Genomic DNA, 19071 nt, shown 5'->3' with positions numbered 1-19071 from the left:
TGCATCATAGACATATTACAGGGTTTTGCCGTTAACCGTCAGCTTGATCAGATTCCCGTTGGCATCATAACTCACATTACTCGCCGACCCACTGATAGAGCTGATCTTATTATCCCCATCATAAGCAAAGGTATTTGTCTGCCCGCTGGGCAGCTCCATGGTTTTAAGGTTTCCCGCCGGATCATGGCTGTAATCCAGAGTGTAGTTTATTCCGTCATTCGTGATCCCGGCTTGGGTTAAGCGGTTCAGCTTTTCCGTGCCATTGTTGTAAACATATTTTGTTGTTGGATCTTCTGAACCGTCACGAGTAATGCTTTTAAGTCGGCCATCGTCATCATACTCATACTTGTTCGTGATTTTTGTATTGGTGCCGGGTTTGAGGTCGAGGTACCAATCAGCTGATTGCCTTCATTATAATCGAAGCGATCCTCCACACCATTGGGATTCGTCTGTAACTTCAGCTTGCTGCCTTCATCGTACTTAAAGAGAGTGTCTTTGTCCGCTGCCGAGACTTTTTCCACCAACTTGTTGAGGGAATAGAGAAAGGCATAGGGGACGTCAGGACTGGATATATATTTAGGCTTAAAGCCCAGGAGTTGATCCGTCTTGGAATACATTCCTCCTTATGAGTGATGGCAGGACCATTGTTTTCAATATGTTAGTTCTATGAATAGTAATATTGAATTCTAAGCTTTTATTGACCTAGAAACGTATCGCACTGCATATTACGCCTAGGATTAATAAAATTCGAGAGTTCCCATGGTAGAAAAAGGAACGAGCCGAAGGTTTTATCCCTAAGTCGTTCCTTTTCTCCTTGTCACATTTTAGAAATATAATAATCTTTTTTATTCACCTACATTGCCCACCTAAGATTAAATTGGAAATGATAATTATCAAGAAAAGTAATATTGGCGAAATAATCTCCCTGTCTGAAATAATAAGACACGGTTCCATCTCTGTTTTTTTGCTTCATATGAAATTTCCACCCATTTTTCTCTAACTCGTCAGTATAATGCTTAAATACTTCGTCAAAAGGAACACTACTTCGATAAAACCAATCAAGATCTACTAAACCTTCTTTCACAATATAATCGGAATCATATTGTTCCGTTCCAGGGAATGGTGTTATCATGCTAAATTGATTTCTTAAATCAGGCTCAATCTTTAGAGCCTTTTCTCCTCCAATTAAAACAGAAAAAATTACATAGATTAAACCTAGTCCAAAAAGTATATATCCAATAGTACTTGTTTTTACTTCTTTAAACATTTTATTAGCCTCCGTTTAAAAATGGGGAACAATTGGCCCTGCAAAACTACCTGGGGAAAACCTACCAATTATCCTGGTATACATTAAATATCCAGCTTGAGGAATTTCAATAACATATTCCGTTGCAAATCCAGAGGTACCTTGCATTTGTCCAATCCCACCCACTCCCGCTGTGAAGCCTGCGTTAAGGCTCCAACCAGGTAAAAATCTGTTGGCAAGGAAGGCTGTCTCATGAGACAGCCAACGATAACTGTAATGATTGAATTTAGTTTACTCCTTTACTTATAACAAATACTGAATTGAGTTCTCCTTGTGTCTTCAGATAATCGGTAACCACATATTGAAACATTTCATTAATGTCTTTTACTCGGTGTAGTTCTAATTGCTCGTAGATACTTAAATCCCATCCTAATATAATAACAATTTTTTGTATCATCTGATTCGTCCAAAGTTCTTTGAAAAACTTACAGAAATTACTGTTATATGGTATTTCGCCTAATTGTTCTTGCAATATTAAAAATTCTTGTAGTCCCGATCCAAAATCTGGTGCAATTGGCGCATCAGTTAAATAAAATTCCATAATATTTTTAGCTTCTAGCATATTCGATGTTTGAAGTCTATCAAGTATATCCCTAGACATTGGGTCTAATACACGATTGGTAAGCTCAAGGTAATAATTGTGGAACAGAGATTTTGCAACTAATTCCCTAGTCAAGGGATAAGCCATGTTTGTGTCGTCTAAATCTATATTAAATTCAATAATCCCAAAACATATAGTACTCATGTTCTACACTCCTTTTACGGCAGTATGCGATACCTACTTGGAAATTTTGATTTTGGAATATCACTTAAGTCTTCGGGGGTAGCTGGACGCCATTCTTTATTACCAATTGCTTTCGCTTGTTACCAATCCATTCATGTGCATGTGGCCAAGGATGAGAGCCAGGTTTTTCAGTATGATCTAAATGGATGTCTTTTGCTTTTCCTCCGGCACCATCCTTAACACTGATGACATTTCCATAAGGATCATAAGCATACTGCAGGTACACAGCTTCATTGGAATCCGTTACCGCTACAAACATCCCCATGGGCATTGTAATGGTGGTAATAATAGTTCCAATAGCCTCTAACAGGGCGAAAGATATAAATCGAGAGTAGCTTTCCTTCCGGGGTTCGGGTATAGAAGAACCAGTCCCTTAGGGAGGGAAAAAGGCCTTCGAGACGAACTTCGAAGGCCTTTGCCGACCTAAGCATCACAGCTAAACAGTAGGTTCGACAATTCTTTACCTCAAAGATATAAACACCATTATTTGAAGAATTATTAGGATTATCCCAATTACTATCAAGAATTTAAGAGCATCTTTATATCTTTTGTTATCTTCTCTCTTAATCTTCCAAACAGCTCCAATCAACATCGAAATGAAAACTAGGCCAGTTTCAATTTTGAAACCTCTTGTTATAATCCCCATTATATCCACTTCCTCTTAAATAACCCAAAACCATTTGTGCAGCTAGAATACTAAATCCAAAAAAAGATACTGCAACTATCTTATATCCTGAACGCCAATACTTTACCGAATACGAAATACAAACAATACACGATAATGTTAGTAGTAATACACTTAGTTGCCAAGGTAGATAATTGCTTAATACCATGAGAACATCCCCTCTTATTTGGTATTAATGACACAGTAAATCTTTCTTTCTTTTTCTTACAAATTCATCAGCTATGAAAAAAGCTCCAATTCCTGCATTATAATACCTGGCAGTGAGGAAATAACAGCCCAGTTTCTCTATCATACCTATATCCCGCATAAGTATATGCATGATTAAAATTATCATTCGCACTCATGTCGATAGTAATAGTAATTGTAATGGCCTCTAACAGGGCGATAGATATAGATCGAGAGCAGCCTTCCTTTCGGAGTTCGGGTATAGCGGGCCGTAATTTTACTCGCACACTAATTGGAGATTTCGTACATCAGCTGGCCCTTAAAGTAATGATAAGTTATGGTCTCAGATCCTACGGTTTTTTTTTCGTGAGACGCTGACCACCTCATAAATGTAGTTAGAATAGCATCACCCGTTCTGTTTTTCGCAGCTGTTAAGCGGTTAGCCACATCATAGACGTATTGCTGGGTTTTGCTGCTGACCGTTAAAACTTCAACCTAGAATTACAGCTAGTGCAAAAAATGAAGAGCCAAGCCCTCTTCGGACTTGACCCTTGTTTCGGATGCTTTTGCTAAGATAGTAGAAGTTATTTTTGATTAAATGGTTCCCACTTTTTACCGAACCCTTGTCCGGCGATATTGCTTCCACAAAATGGGCAAAAGTAAAGATGTCCTATTCCAGGAATATACCATTGGGTTTCATCAAAATCGAGGGTGTAGACAAATATCTCATGGTTCGAGTCATCATCCTCATATACTTCTTTTAGTCTTTTGCAGCAAAAGATATTTTCATTAATGTGATTCATTCTCCCTCCAATATTGCTTAAGTTGTTGGAATACCATAGAAATGGCTCATATTTGAATCTTCAATATAAAACATTGGCAAAAAACTTTTTGGTCCAGAGAAAAACTTAGGGACAGTGTTCATTAATTGTTTTAGAATTTTTAATTTCAATGTACAAGGTTTAAATTAAAGCGAAAAACTACCTAGTTTGAAACCAGACAAACAGAGTAAAGAAGACACAAAACAGAAAAAAACCACCAACTAAAATAAAATCTTTCTTGACTTTTTCACCCATTCTTCCTTCATTTTTAACTTTCTGATAACCCCCAATTAAAAGCAAAGGTATAGAAAAAGTGAATAAAAAAGTTGAAATGTTAACCATAATATTATAGCTTTGATCTGCTAAAAAAACTTGAGCTATTTTTAAAAACCCAAAAAAGATAAAACTAATTCCAAGAAGAAAATACGATAGTACGAAAGCTGTAGGTGATTTTTTTCTAATCTTTATTGCATTTACAATAAAGAACATACCGCCTAAAAATAAAGCAAGTATAATTATTGGCCAGGGTATATAGTTCCACCCCATCTATATTTCCTCCTAAGCTTTTTTTAGTCGTCTACTTTTTATTTCAGGAATAATAAATGATAATGCAAAGCCTGATGTTACACCAAAAGTAATTCCAGCGGTAGTCGCGCCTAACACTCCAACTAAAAATGCAGTTCCAATGACAGGTAATGTTGCCCCTATAAACGTTAGTCCCATAGCATAAATCAAATTATTGCCGTTATAATTGGTCCAATCTTGTGCTAAACCATAAGCAAGGGTGCTTGCACCAAAAACCGGTAACGATTTCCCTATAGCTTTTGATAAACCTTTATTAGCTACTAATAATAAACTTTTCGCTGAACTCATCCCATCAATAGTTAGTGCTGTAGTTGATAATAGTTGATCATTTGCATTTGCAACACTATTAGCATTATGCACATTCCCACTTGTATTCTTAGGCGCAGGCATTGGTGTAGAGTAACTTCCTGTTGGATAGAGACCTTGTTTTTGATACTCAGTATAAACTCCCAAATCCATCCCTGGTGCCCCTACATCATGTCCCGTCGGATCAACAAAACTAACGGGATTCCCATGGGCATAAGCATATCGATTTAAACTTTGGGGATCATTAGCTCTGCCTTTAAAGGTATCCTTCGTCAAAAACCTGCCAATCCCTGCATTATAGTACCTGGCATTGAGGAAATACAACCCGGTTTCCTTATCATACCGATATCCCGCATAAGTGTAAGCATGATTAAACTCATCCGTGCTCATGTCTTTCGAGACATTGGCTCCATCCTTAACACTGATGATATTCCCATACGGATCATAAGCATACTGCCGGTACACATTTCCATTAGAATCCGTTACCGCCACAACATCCCCATGGGCATTGTAATGGTAGTAATAATAGTTCCAATAGCCCCCAACAGGGCGGAAGATATAAATCGAGAGCAGCTTTCCTTCCGGGGTCCAGGTATAGCGGGCGGTCACTTTATCCGCATACTGATCGGAGGTCTCGTACATCAGCTGACCCTTAAAGTAATGATAAGTTATGGTCTCCGATCCCACAGTTTTCGTAAGACGCTGTCCATCCCCGTCATAAGTGTAGCTGGCAATGACCGTACCTGCTTCGTTTTTCACGCTGATTAAGCGGTTAGCCGCATCATAGACATATTGCTGGGTTTTGCCGTTAACCGTCAGCTTGGTCAGATTCCCATTGGCATCATAACTCACATTACTCGCCGACCCGTTGATAGAGCTGATCTTATTATCCCCATCATAGGTGAAAGTATTTTTCTGTTCTACCTGCCCTTTGGGTACATCCATGGATTTAAGGTTTCCTGCCGGATCATAGCTGTAATCCAGAGTGTACTGGGTTCCGACATCCGTGATCTCAGCTTGGGTTAAGCGGTTCAGCTTTTCCGTTCCGGCAAGATCATTGTAAACATACTTTGCCGTGGGACTGCCCGGGCCTTGGCCCTTGATTTCGATCAGCCGGCCGTCGTCATCATACTTATAGGTGCTCGAAATTCTTGTCTTATAGTCATTGCCGGGCTTGAAGGCCGAGGTGCCAATCAACTGATTGCCTTCGTTATAGTCGAATCGATCCTCCACACCATTGGGATTAGTCTGCAACTTCAGCTTGCTGCCCTCATCGTACTTAAAGAGGGTGTCTTTGCCCGCTGCCGAGACCTTTTCCACCAACTTGTTGGGGGAATAGAGAAAGGCGTAGAGGACGTCAGGATTGGATAGATACTTAAGCTTAAAGCCCAGGAGTTGATCCGTCTTGGAGTACATGTCTCCGGCAGGTTTGGTGATGCTCCCGATAAACGTGCCGCTGCTGCCCTTTTCGATAGAGCTGATCAGATTTCCTACCTCATCGTAATCATAGTCGAAGGTATGAAGGATTGGACCAGTGGGCGTTTTCGAAACTGTTGCCTGCTTGCGCCGACCTTCCAGGTCATAGCTGAAGCCATAGGTTTCATTACTGGATAATCTCAGAGTCTTAAGCAAGCCTAAGGGATCGTACTCTAAGCTGACAGTGCTGCCGCCGGCATTGGTTTTTTGTGTGAGCCGGCCATTGGCATCGTAGGCATAACTGCTGACAATGGAGTTGGCGGCGTTTTTCTCAGCCTTGAGATTGTTCTTGTCATCATAGACGAAGGAGCTTTGATTGTAGATCGTACCTGAGGGAGCCTTGGTGTTGACACTTAAGACGTTGCCGTTGGCATCCAGGCCGTAGGTGGTCAGGTTTTGAGCGTTGTCTGTGACGGTGCGCAAACGCTCCTGGCCGTCATAGGCGTAGCGGATGACCTCACCGGTAGGGGAAGTGACGGAGGTTGCTTGTCCATAGGCATCGTTGGCATAGCTGACCGTTTTGTTCAGCTGATTGGTGGTGCTGACAACATAATTATTCGAGGAATCATAGTTTGAGGTAACCGCTTCCCGGCCATACCCGAAGCGAATATTATCAAACTTGGCAATCCCTTGAGCGCTGGTCACGTCTAAACGGACTTTGGCGGTTCCGTTGACCGGGGATTCGAAGGGTACGACATACTTGGCCAGGTCTGATTTTTCCGAAACGATTTTAGATTTAAAGGTTTGAACATAGGTCCCGGCCTGATTGTAGATCAGGACCTGCAGGGAAGCTCCCTTATCTGAAGCGGCGGTCATTGGGCCTGTGCTGAGATTTCCGCTTAGGGTATAGTCTTCCCCTTGTTTAATGGGGATCAGGGTTTGAGATTCCAAATAGCTGCTGCCGGTGGAGGGGAGATTGATGGTTCCTACTTCTGATATGACGTCTGCATAGCTGCTGGAGCGAATCCATTTGGAAAGCCCGTTGACAAAAGAGGAGTTTTGCAGAGCGTTATACCCCCGGATCTGTGAGCTTTGTTCAAACTGAAGGTTGTCGAAGTAACCGGTATACCCTTGGTAGGTGATGGCCATGATCCGGGTATAAACAGCATTGGCTGGCGGTTTAATGTCCATGGCGGTATAGCGTTGCCACTCTCCGTCTTTGACTTTAAAATAAGGGGTCGGATCTTCAATTAGGTTTTTATCCGCATCGTACCAGAAGATATTGATGACTGCCCCTAAAGTTGAGCCGCTTCCTGCGGCTTTAATATCCCCACTAAGGATATAGTTGCCCTTCGCTTTGTCGGCTACACTGACAAAGCCTGTCCACTGATAGGTGTTATGGTTTGTTCCGGGATTGAGCTTTAAGATACGACTCCCGCCGTAAGGGGCTTCCGGATCCTCCTCGGTGAGATTAGTACTGCCCGTGGGCGCATAACCCAACCATTCCAAGGACTGATTATTGCTGTCCACTTCATTAAACCCGCTGTTGTAAATCCGGTTATCCGCTATCCCCAAGAGATTGGATTCCATGGTCAGGTTTCCGGCATTATAGGCGTAGGCTTTGGAGTTGCCGGCCTGGTCGGTTTGGGTTTGCTGGTCTAAGCTGACCGGGTCCCAGGCATTCTGAACGTATTTGCCGTCTGCTTGGGTTAAAGTTTTCAGGCGATTTCTATAGTATTCATAGTTGGTTTTATTGTTTTTGGGGTCTGTGGCCTTTTCCATATTCCCAAGGGGATCATACTTATAGTTGTAAGTGTTTCCAGAAGGTGTGGTGAGACTTGTCAGCTGGTCTGCGGCATTCCAGGTCATGCGGGTGGCTGAATTCAGACCGACCGGATCATTGATCACGGCTATGGGATTGCCATAATTATTGTGCACATACTGAGTGACGTCCCCCAGGGGAGAGGTAACCCAGCCATCCCCGCCGAAGCCGATCTCTGTATGACCGTGGAACTCGGCTGCGGCTGCTCCTTCGACCAGTTGAGCCTCATCGAAGTAAGCATCTCCGCCAAAATGGGTGCTGTCATGGTCCGCTTGCATGTAGACCCTCAGGTAAGCCGCATTGGCTTGGGTGGTCACACTTAGGGATTGTTTTGTCCAGTCCTTTGTTCCCGTGAGGGCAATGGACCGGGTATCCTTCCAGGTGGAATCCAGGATGGTGCCGTTAACATCCAACTGCACCGTGTTGAGAAAAGCCTTGCCCTTGAGAGCACCGGTTTTCAACTGAGCGCTTAAATTGTAGGATGTGGAGGGTTTAATCGGAAGGGTTTGACTGACATGGAGATAGCTTTGAGTAGAACCGGGGTAAAGCGTTGAGCTGCCTTGGATGTGCACACTGCCTTTACCCGTTGTTGCTGTTGAGGAGTCTTCTGTTATGCTTCCATAATCGGGTTCCACCGTTTCTTCCCAAGAATCGAGATTAGTGCCATAGCCTGCTTCAAAGCTGGGGTTGCCCAGCAGATTGATTTCTCCGACACTGGCAATGCGGTTGAGGTTATCATAAGTCAGATAATAGGGTGTGCCATTTTTATCCGTCATGGACCGCAGTTGACCCTTGTCCCAGCTGTACTTAAGGCTGGAATCCCCATAGGCTGCATCTTTGTAAGTGACTTGGGTCAGGAAACCGCCCGTATAATTGTAGGTTACCTTTACCTGACCGGTATGGTCTTTCAAAGAAGCCACGGTACCGTTTGCAAGGGTTAATTCCACCATCCGGCCGGAAGCATCGGTTAAGCGGATTTTATCCCCGGCGCGGGTGATGTTCGTGGTATTTCCTTTGCCGTCCAGAAGGCGAATCACCTTGCCGTCCCCGGCAAAGGCGACACTGGGGAGCTCCGTTCGGTAACCGCCGCTTTCATTGATCTCCTGAAGGGTAAAGGTTCCGTCAGGGTTCTTATAGAGCTGAACCGGGTAATTATCCGGGGCGGCATAGGTTTGTCCGTCGCTTTTGAGCATGAAGGGACGTTCCGTCCCGGCTGAATCCAAGAGCACTTTTCCCCAGGGTTTATCCACGAGCTGCATGTCGAGATTGGAAAACCATTTTTTGCCGAAGATTCCCTCAAGAGCCCCCCGGTTGTTAAAGGTTCTCGTAACGCTGTTGGGTATTCCTCGGCCAGGCAGGGAGAAATCTACAACAGAGCTAATGAAGTTGCCGTTATCCGTGTTGGCGGAACCGACCGGTGTATTGGCGTAACTCCAGTAAGGGTTTAACCCTGTTTGGTCGGTGATATAGGTGATGGAGAGAAAGGGCTGATTGGTTCCGTAATTGCTTGTGCGATAGAAGAACAAGGGATTGCCTTCCTGGTTATGTGCAACCATGAAGCCATTCTTGTCCAGACCGCCATTATACCAGCCTTTGACGATAGACCAGACGTTAAAGTTTACCCAGCCTATGTGGCTGCCCGGAACGGTAATAAGTGAGGCTCTGGTTTGTTCGTTATCTTTGTCAATTTCAGGTTGATGGTCCCAAGTGATGTCCAGCGGACTCCAGGCAGTCTTGATTCTAAAGGCAGCTAGGTCCTGAGCTTCACTGGTTGTTGTATACTTGTAAAGAGAGAAGATGCTGTCTGTAACGATAGCGCCGTCCGGAAGGGGGGGGAGAGGGAATTTGATCAACGACCGGGTTGCGCCAAGAGCAGTATCCCAGCCCGTGGTCATATAAGGGCTGTTGTAATATTTGTAAGGGCTATTGGATGCTATATAGGTATCAATTCCGTTGGCTCCTACATCGGCTGTAATGTTTTCGTTGGAAATGATCGGATCCACAATGACGGGAAAGGATCGCTCAGGATCATTTAACCAGGTTAGATCCGCCACGATATCCAGGATAAACTGATTTGGTTTGTCAGACGAAGAAAGAGTTACCTTTGCGGCATGACTGATTTGCTGTTTTTGGTCGATCATATAGGCGGGAGGCAAGGTTAACTGGGTCTCTCCCGAGGTTTCGTCCTGCAAGGCGATACTGCCATCGTCCAGGGCTTTGGGTTTTAAGCCTTGGGTTTCCAGGATAAATTTAAAGGAGTTGGGGGCTGCCTTGTCTTTGAGGATAATATTTTCTTTGAGTCCATCGGAATAAGGGAGGTACTCTAAATCCGTCGAAGGAAGCAGATTTGGGTAAGTTACAGAAGTGTCTGTTTTTACGGCATCAACCTTCTGAACTTGATCCATTTTCCAGGCAATTTGGTGTTTAGCATCAAGAATAACGTTCACAAGAATGTCGGAGGCGGAATGATCGGCGAATTGAGTTTGAAATCCATTGGCCTCGTTTTGGGCGGCAAAGCCTGCTTTAGCCGAGGGAACCACTTTATTGGAGATATCCTGCCATTTTCCGCCGGCATCCAGATAATGTCTGCTGCTCTTAGAGGTTTCGGCAGTAAAGCTGCCGTCACTGTTTAGATAGTGCTTGGTGTATTTATCCCGATTCTCGGTGAGTTCCCGGACTTTGGTGACATTTTTGTTGAGCTTTTTTTCGCTGATGGCTTGTTCTGTCTTAGAAAGGTTGGTTAAACCTTCCTTCGCTGCGGCGGCAAGGGTCAGTTGCGGGGCAATTCCGAAAAAGAGCATACTCAGAGACAGGATGCCGGAGATTAAGTTTGTTCGTTGTCTACCCAAGACGTTTCCTCCTTGATGAATAAGAGCTCTCGGTCTTGACCGAGGCAGTGGGCTGAAGCTCGATTGATTAGGGACCGGAATTCTGGAATTGTGAAAAATTTATAAAGAAGTTGTGAAGAATTTATAAAGACTGTTAACTATTCGCGATTTATCGACAATCCCTTTTTTTATCAGGTATGTAAGTTATTCCAATTTTCTTATCCGGGCAAATGGTAAGTCTGAGGGACATTATCCGGGAATTTTTATCCCGTTCTAAAGGCCAGCTATTGCCCATAAAAACAGAGCCCCTTTTATGGGACTCTGTCATCTCAAAAACAATGGGTCTTGAACTCTTAGAAACTTTCAGCGCTAAAAGAGGTCTGCGCTCATAGTGAGCAGGATTTTGCCCAAATAAAGCGAATTTAGGTAGAGAGAGGTGAAACGAGTGGAACCGATTTTTGCGCTGGATATTGGAACCCGAATGGTCATGGGACTGGTAATGACTAAGAATGAAGATCAGGGTTATGAGATATTGGCGAGTGCGCAGACAGAACATCGCCAACGCGCCATGTATGATGGGCAGGTTCATGATGTGGATGAAGTTGCCCGGGTAGTCGCTAAGATTAAAGCCCAGTTGGAAAAAAAGCTGGATACCCCTTTGAAACAGGTCGCCGTGGCAGCTGCAGGCCGTGCCTTACGCACAGAAGTAGCGGTTGCTGAACATAAGGAACTCCTTCCGGTACGCTGGGAACGGGAGAATGTATTGGCCTTGGAAATTGAAGCCGTTCATCAAGCCCTGCGTCAGCTTCAGGCTTCCGCTGATGATCATTTACAAAGCTATCACTGTGTAGGATATAACACGATCTCCTCTTGGAACGAGGGGGAAGAGATTGCGAATCTGATCGGACAAAGGGGGAGAGTTGCCAAGGTATCCGTGATTGCCACCTTCTTGCCCAGGACAGTCGTTGATGGTCTGGTGGCTGTCTTAGGCCGGGTAGGCTTAGAAATGACGAGTCTGACCTTGGAACCGATTGCGGCAGGTCAGGCTGCCATTCCCCCGAATATGAGACGTCTGAATCTTGCCTTAGTGGACATTGGGGCAGGGACTGCGGATATTGCCCTGACTCGGAGCGGCTCTTTTTTTGCCTATGGGATGGTTCCCATGGCGGGGGATGAGGTTACTGAGGAGATATGTACCCATTATCTGCTTGATTTTAAAGTAGGTGAAAAGGTTAAGCGGGAATTATCTAAGAAACAGACCATTAGTTTTACAGATTTTCTGGGTGCAAAAGTCGCTGTAGACCGGTTGGAGGTTCTGGAAATCATTCGCCCAGTGGTCGGAAAACTGGCCGAAAATATTTCCGGGGAGATTTTGAGACTGAATAATGGCGCTCCCCATGCCATTATCCTCATCGGAGGAGGAAGTCTGACTCCCTTGCTTTGTGAACTGTTGGCTGAGACCATGGGAATTCCCCGGAACAGAGTGGGCATTCAGATTAGGGATAGAATAGGGGAAATTAAGGGAGAAAAGAGCTTAAAAGGACCGGAAACGATTACCCCCATCGGAATTGGCATAGCCGCTCTTCAAGAAAACGGGCTGCAATATTACACTGTATTAGTCAATGGTTCGCCGGTTTCAATTTTCGCCTTACAATTAGCGACCGTTGCCGAAGCTTTACTGGCTGCGGGAATACAGCCCCGTTCATTTTTAGGAAAGCCGGGAGCGGCCTTGACCTTTGAAATAAATAATGAAATGCGGGTGATCAAGGGGACGATGGGCAGCCCGGCTCAATTATTGGTCAATGGAAAACCGAGCAAACTAGATCAATCCCTGAAAGCAGGAGACGAGATCAGCTTTATCCCGGGTGAAGCGGGTCAGGATGCCAAGGCCTGTATTAAAGATGTGTTGTCATTGCCCAAGTCAAAATGGATTTCCTGGAATGGACAGCGTGAGAGGTTTGCTCCTCAAGTTTTTATGGATAACCAGTCGGTAACTGAAACAGACCAAATTCTTGATGGCTGTAAGCTTGCCTATCTTCCCAATGATAATCTGGAGAATTTGCTTAAACAAAAAAAGTATGATTTAACACAAAAAGAAAACGTCGAAATTCGTGTTAACGGAGAATTTCAGACCCTTAAATTAGATCGTGAAGTTTTGGTCAATGGCAGCCGGGCAGAAGGTGACCGAATACTTCAAGATGGAGATTCCCTCGAGACTCGTATTATCCAGCTCACGATCGGTGATCTGCAGCTTAAGCCTGAGCCAATGATTTTCTATGTCAATGGGGCGGAAGTGGACTATCCCATTCAAGAAATCCTTATCACATCTCAGGGCCGTTCCGTGTCGGAGACTGAACCGCTTAGAGACGGAATGGATCTGCGGGTTAATGGATACAGGCAAATGCCGATCCTTTCAGACCTCTTACCCTATGCTAAGTTTCCGGATGAGGTTCGTCCCGGATCTTCCTTAACTCTAAAGGTCAATGGTCAGCCTGCTGAGTTTACCACAGTATTGCATCCGGGCGATCGTTTGACAGCCAACTGGAATTAATGCTTGACAATCGCGCCGGAGGACATAAAATAAGAATGGAGGTGTTGTGAAATGTTGTTCGAATGGTTAGTTGTACTAATTGTAGTTGCTGCCTTAGTTATTACATTGATTTCTGATGCAGGATCAGCAAAGAAGAAACATTCCGACTATTTTCTAAGAGTTCAGAAACCAACCGGGAAAGCAGAACGAGAAGCGGCGATACCCGATGCCAACCGACACAATGGTTTTTTTGCCAGACTAAACAACTAAATTAAAAAACAGACTAGCGCATTATGGCTAGTCTGTTTTTTAATTTAAAATGATATCTGAATTTGGAGGGATAGTTCGGATTTGCCTTGGGATTTCAGAGAAACTTGTGGTCACTCATCTTTCAAGCTATAATGGAAAATAAATGTAACGGGACCATAAGCGTTAAATTTATAGCAGCTGAAGGAGAGTGTAAATGCATCAGTATTGGTTTTTTATTGGAGATTTTCCTATTAGAGCCTATGGAACAATTTTTGCATTAGCTTTTATCGTAGGAGTAGGTGTTACCTTATATTTTGCCAAATCAGACGGCAGGCCGGAATTAATCGATGTCTTCATGGATTTAGCGCCTCTTTTACTCATTTCCGGTATCATAGGTGCGCGTTTTTGGCAGGTGTTCTTTTTTGACTGGGCGTTCTACCGTCAATATCCCGAAGAAATCCTGGCTGTCTGGCACGGTGGATTGTCGATTCAAGGAGGTGTGGTCGGGGCCTTATTAGCTGGCGGGATATACGTTTGGCGAAAAAAACTGTCCTTCTGGGAATTAGCAGACATAGCAGCCCCGGGACTGATCCTGGCTCAATCAGTGGGGAGAAATGCTAATCTGATGAACGGCGACGCTTTTGGAGGTCCGACAGGAGGAGATTTTGGGATACTTTATCCGGTCGGCACCATTGCCCGAAAAACCTTCGGGGACCAGCCGCTCTGGCCGGCAGAAGTGTGGGAAGGGCAAGTCGATGTGCTTATTTTTGCCCTGCTGGTAATTCTTAAATTAAGAAAATGGCCGTCCGGTATGATCTTTTTGTTATACATGGTCTTGTATAATCTATCAAGGTTTTTCCTGGAAGGTCTCCGGGGAGACAGCCCGCGCTTTTTATTCGACTGGACGGCAGCCCAATGGAGCAGTATGGCAGCGGTAGGAATTGCTCTAGTGCTTCTGATCTGGCGAGTATGGAGAAATAAGAAGAATGAAGCAGTGTCTTAAGAAGCCTGTGGATTAGAGTGTAACTACTGTTTTTTCACGAACTGAAAACTGCAGAATAGTGATTCTTCCGCGCCTAAAATCACTTTAATGGCTTCCAGGTTCTTATTTTGCTGCTCACGCCTGGTTAACGATTGATCAGTGACTGAGAGGTGTTCCAGGATTTCGGGCCGTATGGAAATCTGTAATTCTTCCAACCCACCGGTTTTTTGAAAATGATAGACATGTTGTTTCGTTTCCTCAACCCTTAAGTTGCCCCGGCCATAGGTTGCCCGGTTAATTATTTGAAAAGCATCGAGGGCACAAGAGTGAGTATAGGCAGTAATCATGATCGAAGTCTCCGGTTCGGGGCTGAATCCCAATTCGCGTTTAGCAATTTGAGCAACTCGATAACCTAAAGCAATTCCAGGACAAGTATGCCCGTGAAAATCAATAACTTGTTCCCAAGGTGTTTTTTCGATACACATAGTTCTATTCCCCCCTGCTTGCGTTTGGAATTATTGTATATCTTTAGAGTTCAAAGTTCCATAGTTTATTTGAATTAAGAACATTTGAATTGCAGGATTTTTCAAATAAAAGTAGAAAATAAAGAGAAGGGATAAGAGGGAAATCTCATGGCGAGATTTCCCTCTTATCTCAAGGTTTTAACAACCTTAATTTAATAGTAATTAGGATTGAGGAAAAAGCACCCCGATAATTCCGCCCACGCCGCCTGAAACAAGTGCGATGATCATTTTCTCGGCGATTTTTAGCCAGGATGGAGTGTCCGACCACAAAATTGCGGAAAGGACCAGTACTAAAAGGATAGATCCTATGCCTACAGACAATCCATAGTACAAACCCCGTGTGCCTGCGTGATAAGCCGTGATAAAGGCAGCGATGAAGACACTTACACCATAGATAATGTTGATTACCAGTGTTGATTCAGGAAGTGATGTGTAAGAGAGCAGAACGCCAAATACCAGAGACAAGACCATTGCTAAGATGGACGCCAGGAGAATTCCTTTTAGAATTAGGTTAAATTGAAAGGATTTTGACATAGGTTAATCCCTCCTTTGACTGATAAGTACCTATGCCAAAATTTCAAAGAGTATGACTGGTTGTTATAAATGTTTTAGGACGATTTAAACGGTTTAAACCTGAATTTGTTAAGCACTATGCCGAATCAAGGTCGAACTGTGCATCTATTTAATCTGCTCTGAAAAAGAAGACTCCCGTTTTCATCCTCTGATGGTGCCGCGGTAGCGGCATGGAGGGCTATTCTGAAAAATTAAAGACATGCAGAAGAATCCCCGGACCTGCAAGTAGGGCAGCTTCGTCCACAGAAGCGAACCCATTGCATGGAGAGGCGGTAAAAGCCCACAAGACGGTGCGGGGAAACGGAGCCACGGGTTCACATCAGGTATTACCCGGAGGTTTGGCGGAGTCCCGCACCGGCGAGTGGGCGAGCCTCGGAATGCTGCGGTGAGCGGATGTGGACGAAGCTGCCCGACCCAAGAGAGCCCCCATTTTCACCCTCTGCCGGCACCGCCCTAGCGGCCTAGAGATTTATTCCATCAGAAGAACACCCATTTGCCCGCTCAAATAAGGTTTATTGAAAAACTCTATAGCGATTAACCATATTCTTAATCCGCTGGAATTTCCAAACTGAATCTTAGACAATGTTATCCAGTTATTACTGGCAGTTAAATAGCGGATAAATGAATTTTAGTCTAAATAGTTTGATTAAAGTTAAATATTAACAATATTCAGTATAGATTTTTTCCATAAATTTGATATAATATAGACAGATTTTTAATTTATATTATTCTTGGTATGGAAGGATGGACTAGCATTGAGATTAAAAGAAAAAACACATAGAAAATTTGTCGAATTTTTCGAAAAGATTTCTAGTATGTATCAGGGTAAGGATTTTGAATTAGCATATTCTGATATTCAACGAGAAACAGGAGCTGCAAGTGTTACCTTAAAACGAGCTATTCAGGCTTTAGCAGAAGATGGTGTCATTGAAGTTCAGCCGGGACGGAACTCGAGATACGCACGATTTCGCTATTTGTTGGCAGCGCCGGATATTGAGGAGACCCCCCTGGATGCTTCAGCCGCTGAAACACAGGATTCGGAGACCCCAAGTGCCGAAGAGAGTGCCCGGTTTGGGGAGGTTTTCGAATCTATGACCGAGGATGTCAGAGAACTTACTCAGCTGGTAGATCATCTGAAGCGACGGGTACGTAATCAGGAAATGGCCATTGCCCTCCTCCAGGATCGCTTAGCAGAAATTGAGGATAAACTACGAAAACATTAATTTCCAAGGATTTTCTAGAGATTTTTTGACTAAGCAGTGCTATAATATAAACATATCCTAACTTGTGCGTATAGACTACCATGGTTTTGATCCTATTATGTGACCAGGGAACCAAATGCCGGACAATTACAACACGCCCTCCTCTTTAGGAATAAGGGAAGCTGGAACGTTTGGACTAGGTGCCCACCTGCGAGAGCGGGGTCAGAAACCTGGAGTCTTACGGCAAGTCGGGGAAGGGTAGGGATGATTCCCTACCCTTTTAATTAAGGGGTGTATTTATGACTCGGATCATTCTAACTCGTCACGGGCAGACATTATGGAATATCGAAGGAAGAGTTCAGGGGAGTTTGGACTCTCCGCTCACAGAAAAGGGGATACTTCAAGCGCGTTCGTTAGCCTTGAGGTTAAAAGAGGAAGGAATTACACACATCTATTCCAGTGATGCTCCTCGAGCCGTTAACACAGCTGAAGAGATTCGCCGGGAACTGGGGCTTGAAAAACTATTAGTGGATCCTGCTCTTCGCGAGTTTTCATTTGGAGAGTGGGAAGGCAGCGTTTGGCAAGAGCTACGGGAAAGCAATCCGGATATCTTTAAACTATGGGATTCGGAACCACACCTGGTTACTACGCCTGGCGGGGAAAATATGGAGCTTGTCACAGAAAGAGCATGGAAGTTTTTGCAGCAGATCCTTAAACTTCATTCGGGAGAAACGATTTGCCTTGTAACCCATGGACTCACCCTTAAGCTCTTAGTGACCAAAGCGTTGGGTTTTGAAGTTCATGAGTGGGCCAAGACACCCTGGCAGCATAATACGGCACTCAATATTTTAGAGGTTAAAGAAGATCAATGGATACCTTGTATCCTTGGGGATTGTCAACACCTGGATGATCTGAAAGAATAGGTTTTCTGAATTGGGTCGTTAAACCAGATAGGATACTTGTGCTACATAAGGGGTCGTGCAAAAAACTTCTTGATAGTTTTTGAATAATCATTAAAGAAAGGCGTTCTTCCCACGTTTATCGTGAGAGAAGAACGCCTTTTTGTACCTGTACTCACTTTACTTCAATGTACCGGACAGACATTCGTGCCGCTGTGCGGCATCAGCGGATCATGAACATTGGATATCTGCCGGGCAAAAAGCAGGCCAGAAGAAGTCGCAGCGATTCAGGACTCACCACTGCGGCTTTTTTCCCAATCTTGTTTAAACATCTCAACTAATTTGTGGGAGGCAGTCAGGGAAGGAACCGTAACAGAAAATTCATGATTGGCGAGAAATGAGTAGCTTGTCCAGCCTGAACTAGTCAAAATAAATGACGAATTATCAAATAAAGCTAAGTTCATGCCCAGCGGCGGCTCGCTGGGAAAAAAGCGGATCTGAACTCCTTTAGACGCTAATTCCTGAACGGAATCGGGTGTCTTGGTAGCTAATGACGGCTCAAGGATAAGCCGGACATCACACCCTGTTTGGGCAGCCGCAATGAGAGCTTGGATCAATTCAGGGTCGGTAATTTCTGTGGTTTCTATCCATATGGATTCTGTACTTGAAGATATGCGGTCTACAAGTTGTTGTCTTACCTTGGCATTAGTGGCCAAAATAATATTATCTTCCGGAAGAGTTGAAGTATCTGCTACATCCAAAGAAAATGTCGTGGTGAATTCCCAATCCTTGGAGAACACTGAAGCTGCTTTCCAGGCGGATTTTCCGGATAATTCAACGGCAAGATCGTGGGCTTGAAATCCACTTCCCGTCCAGGAGGGGCCATAAATCAGAGCTTGTTTTTGGTCGATGATTAAATACTTAGTATGATTGATTTGCCCTTTTTGAGCCGGATAAAACTGAACGGAAACATTTTGACTTTTTAATTGATCCAGAGTTGCCCGGTTGACCTTTTGCCATTGGTCTAAAAGGACCCGGACATCGACCCCTGAACTAGATTTAGAGATGAGAAGCTGGATGAGACTTGGATCATCAAACACCGCCTGCTCCACATAGATTGAGGTTTGAGCGGATTCAATCAGGGCGACGGTTTTATTATAGATGGCATCCTTGTCGATAAACAGCGCTTCAGCAGGCAAGTTAGAAACCGGAACTTCTTTAGGAAAAAGTTCGGGAATTTTAAAGGCACAACCGCTTACGAATAGAAGGCTTAGCGAAAGCAGAATAAAAATTGAACCAATGGAATTTCGTTTTGACATGCGCATACGTCTCCCACAATTATAATAGTTTCATTATATCATATACTTCAGAGAGGATAAAACCATAATCTCCAG

At 44.0% G+C, this 19071-nt stretch carries 17 protein-coding genes and 1 other RNA gene; 7 read left to right on the top strand and 11 right to left on the bottom strand.

The genetic code is table 11. The features are described from left to right. Positions 1 to 15 precede the first annotated feature (15 nt). The 8 genes from DESYODRAFT_RS30080 to DESYODRAFT_RS14785 all read right to left on the bottom strand — a co-directional run bounded on the left by DESYODRAFT_RS30080 (position 16) and on the right by DESYODRAFT_RS14785 (position 10739). Positions 16 to 312, bottom strand: a complete 297-nt coding sequence (locus tag DESYODRAFT_RS30080) for a hypothetical protein (RefSeq protein WP_486599016.1) — start codon at positions 310 to 312, stop codon at positions 16 to 18. Then, entirely contained in the window at positions 246 to 617 is a 372-nt protein-coding gene (locus tag DESYODRAFT_RS14820) for a hypothetical protein (RefSeq protein WP_042338622.1), read from the bottom strand. Before DESYODRAFT_RS14820 ends, DESYODRAFT_RS30080 begins: the two co-directional genes overlap by 67 nt. A gap of 236 nt (positions 618 to 853) precedes the next feature. Next, complete coding sequence (locus tag DESYODRAFT_RS14815) at positions 854 to 1267, bottom strand: hypothetical protein (RefSeq protein WP_007784348.1); 414 nt, start codon at positions 1265 to 1267, stop codon at positions 854 to 856. Between the two features lie 265 nt (positions 1268 to 1532). Then, the gene (locus tag DESYODRAFT_RS14810) at positions 1533 to 2051 is read right to left on the bottom strand and encodes a hypothetical protein (RefSeq protein WP_007784346.1); all 519 of its coding nucleotides are present in this window, start codon (positions 2049 to 2051) and stop codon (positions 1533 to 1535) included. A gap of 64 nt (positions 2052 to 2115) precedes the next feature. After that, positions 2116 to 2349, bottom strand: a complete 234-nt coding sequence (locus DESYODRAFT_RS14805) for an RHS repeat protein (RefSeq protein WP_169315925.1) — start codon at positions 2347 to 2349, stop codon at positions 2116 to 2118. Positions 2350 to 3524: 1175 nt separating this feature from the next. Next, positions 3525 to 3743: a hypothetical protein gene (locus DESYODRAFT_RS14795; RefSeq protein ID WP_007784341.1), complete on the bottom strand. Its 219-nt coding sequence runs from the start codon at positions 3741 to 3743 to the stop codon at positions 3525 to 3527. Positions 3744 to 3920: 177 nt separating this feature from the next. Continuing rightward, on the bottom strand, positions 3921 to 4307 hold the full coding sequence (locus tag DESYODRAFT_RS14790; protein ID WP_007784339.1) for a hypothetical protein: 387 nt from the start codon (positions 4305 to 4307) through the stop codon (positions 3921 to 3923). Positions 4308 to 4319: 12 nt separating this feature from the next. Continuing rightward, positions 4320 to 10739, bottom strand: a complete 6420-nt coding sequence (locus DESYODRAFT_RS14785) for a DNRLRE domain-containing protein (protein WP_007784336.1) — start codon at positions 10737 to 10739, stop codon at positions 4320 to 4322. A 424-nt stretch (positions 10740 to 11163) separates the two neighbouring features. Between DESYODRAFT_RS14785 and DESYODRAFT_RS14780 the strand changes: the two genes are divergently transcribed. From DESYODRAFT_RS14780 to lgt, 3 genes are all read left to right on the top strand, one after another. Continuing rightward, positions 11164 to 13269: a cell division protein FtsA gene (locus DESYODRAFT_RS14780; protein ID WP_007784335.1), complete on the top strand. Its 2106-nt coding sequence runs from the start codon at positions 11164 to 11166 to the stop codon at positions 13267 to 13269. Between the two features lie 51 nt (positions 13270 to 13320). After that, positions 13321 to 13518 carry a hypothetical protein gene (locus DESYODRAFT_RS14775; RefSeq protein ID WP_007784334.1) on the top strand — a complete coding sequence of 66 codons (198 nt, stop codon included), beginning with the start codon at positions 13321 to 13323 and terminating at the stop codon, positions 13516 to 13518. A gap of 193 nt (positions 13519 to 13711) precedes the next feature. Continuing rightward, positions 13712 to 14500: a prolipoprotein diacylglyceryl transferase gene (gene lgt, locus DESYODRAFT_RS14770; RefSeq protein ID WP_007784333.1), complete on the top strand. Its 789-nt coding sequence runs from the start codon at positions 13712 to 13714 to the stop codon at positions 14498 to 14500. A 23-nt stretch (positions 14501 to 14523) separates the two neighbouring features. Here the strand turns inward: lgt and DESYODRAFT_RS14765 are convergent, their stop codons facing one another. Together DESYODRAFT_RS14765 and DESYODRAFT_RS14760 are read right to left on the bottom strand one after the other, a co-directional pair. Further along, entirely contained in the window at positions 14524 to 14964 is a 441-nt protein-coding gene (locus tag DESYODRAFT_RS14765) for a formylmethanofuran dehydrogenase subunit E family protein (RefSeq protein ID WP_007784332.1), read from the bottom strand. 201 nt (positions 14965 to 15165) lie between these two features. Then, positions 15166 to 15537 (bottom strand): TIGR04086 family membrane protein, encoded by a 372-nt coding sequence (locus DESYODRAFT_RS14760; RefSeq protein ID WP_007784331.1) that lies wholly within the window; start codon positions 15535 to 15537, stop codon positions 15166 to 15168. 296 nt (positions 15538 to 15833) lie between these two features. Here DESYODRAFT_RS14760 and DESYODRAFT_RS29575 point away from each other — a divergent pair, with 296 nt between their 5' ends. From DESYODRAFT_RS29575 to DESYODRAFT_RS14745, 4 genes are all read left to right on the top strand, one after another. Continuing rightward, the gene (locus DESYODRAFT_RS29575) at positions 15834 to 15965 is read left to right on the top strand and encodes a hypothetical protein (protein ID WP_282433029.1); all 132 of its coding nucleotides are present in this window, start codon (positions 15834 to 15836) and stop codon (positions 15963 to 15965) included. 366 nt (positions 15966 to 16331) lie between these two features. After that, a complete protein-coding gene (locus tag DESYODRAFT_RS14750) occupies positions 16332 to 16799 on the top strand; it encodes a hypothetical protein (protein WP_007784330.1) in 468 nt (155 codons plus the stop codon). A gap of 51 nt (positions 16800 to 16850) precedes the next feature. Beyond that, positions 16851 to 17037: non-coding RNA, 6S RNA (ssrS, locus tag DESYODRAFT_RS27380), on the top strand. Between the two features lie 40 nt (positions 17038 to 17077). Then, positions 17078 to 17701, top strand: a complete 624-nt coding sequence (locus DESYODRAFT_RS14745) for a histidine phosphatase family protein (protein WP_007784328.1) — start codon at positions 17078 to 17080, stop codon at positions 17699 to 17701. A gap of 263 nt (positions 17702 to 17964) precedes the next feature. On the opposite strand, the gene DESYODRAFT_RS14740 is transcribed toward DESYODRAFT_RS14745, so the two are convergent. Next, positions 17965 to 18996 carry a phospholipase D-like domain-containing protein gene (locus DESYODRAFT_RS14740; protein WP_007784327.1) on the bottom strand — a complete coding sequence of 344 codons (1032 nt, stop codon included), beginning with the start codon at positions 18994 to 18996 and terminating at the stop codon, positions 17965 to 17967. Positions 18997 to 19071: the final 75 nt, after the last annotated feature.

It is taken from the genome of Desulfosporosinus youngiae DSM 17734, assembly GCF_000244895.1.
Taxonomy (GTDB): domain Bacteria; phylum Bacillota; class Desulfitobacteriia; order Desulfitobacteriales; family Desulfitobacteriaceae; genus Desulfosporosinus; species Desulfosporosinus youngiae.
This window is presented reverse-complemented; position numbering and strand designations above follow the sequence as displayed.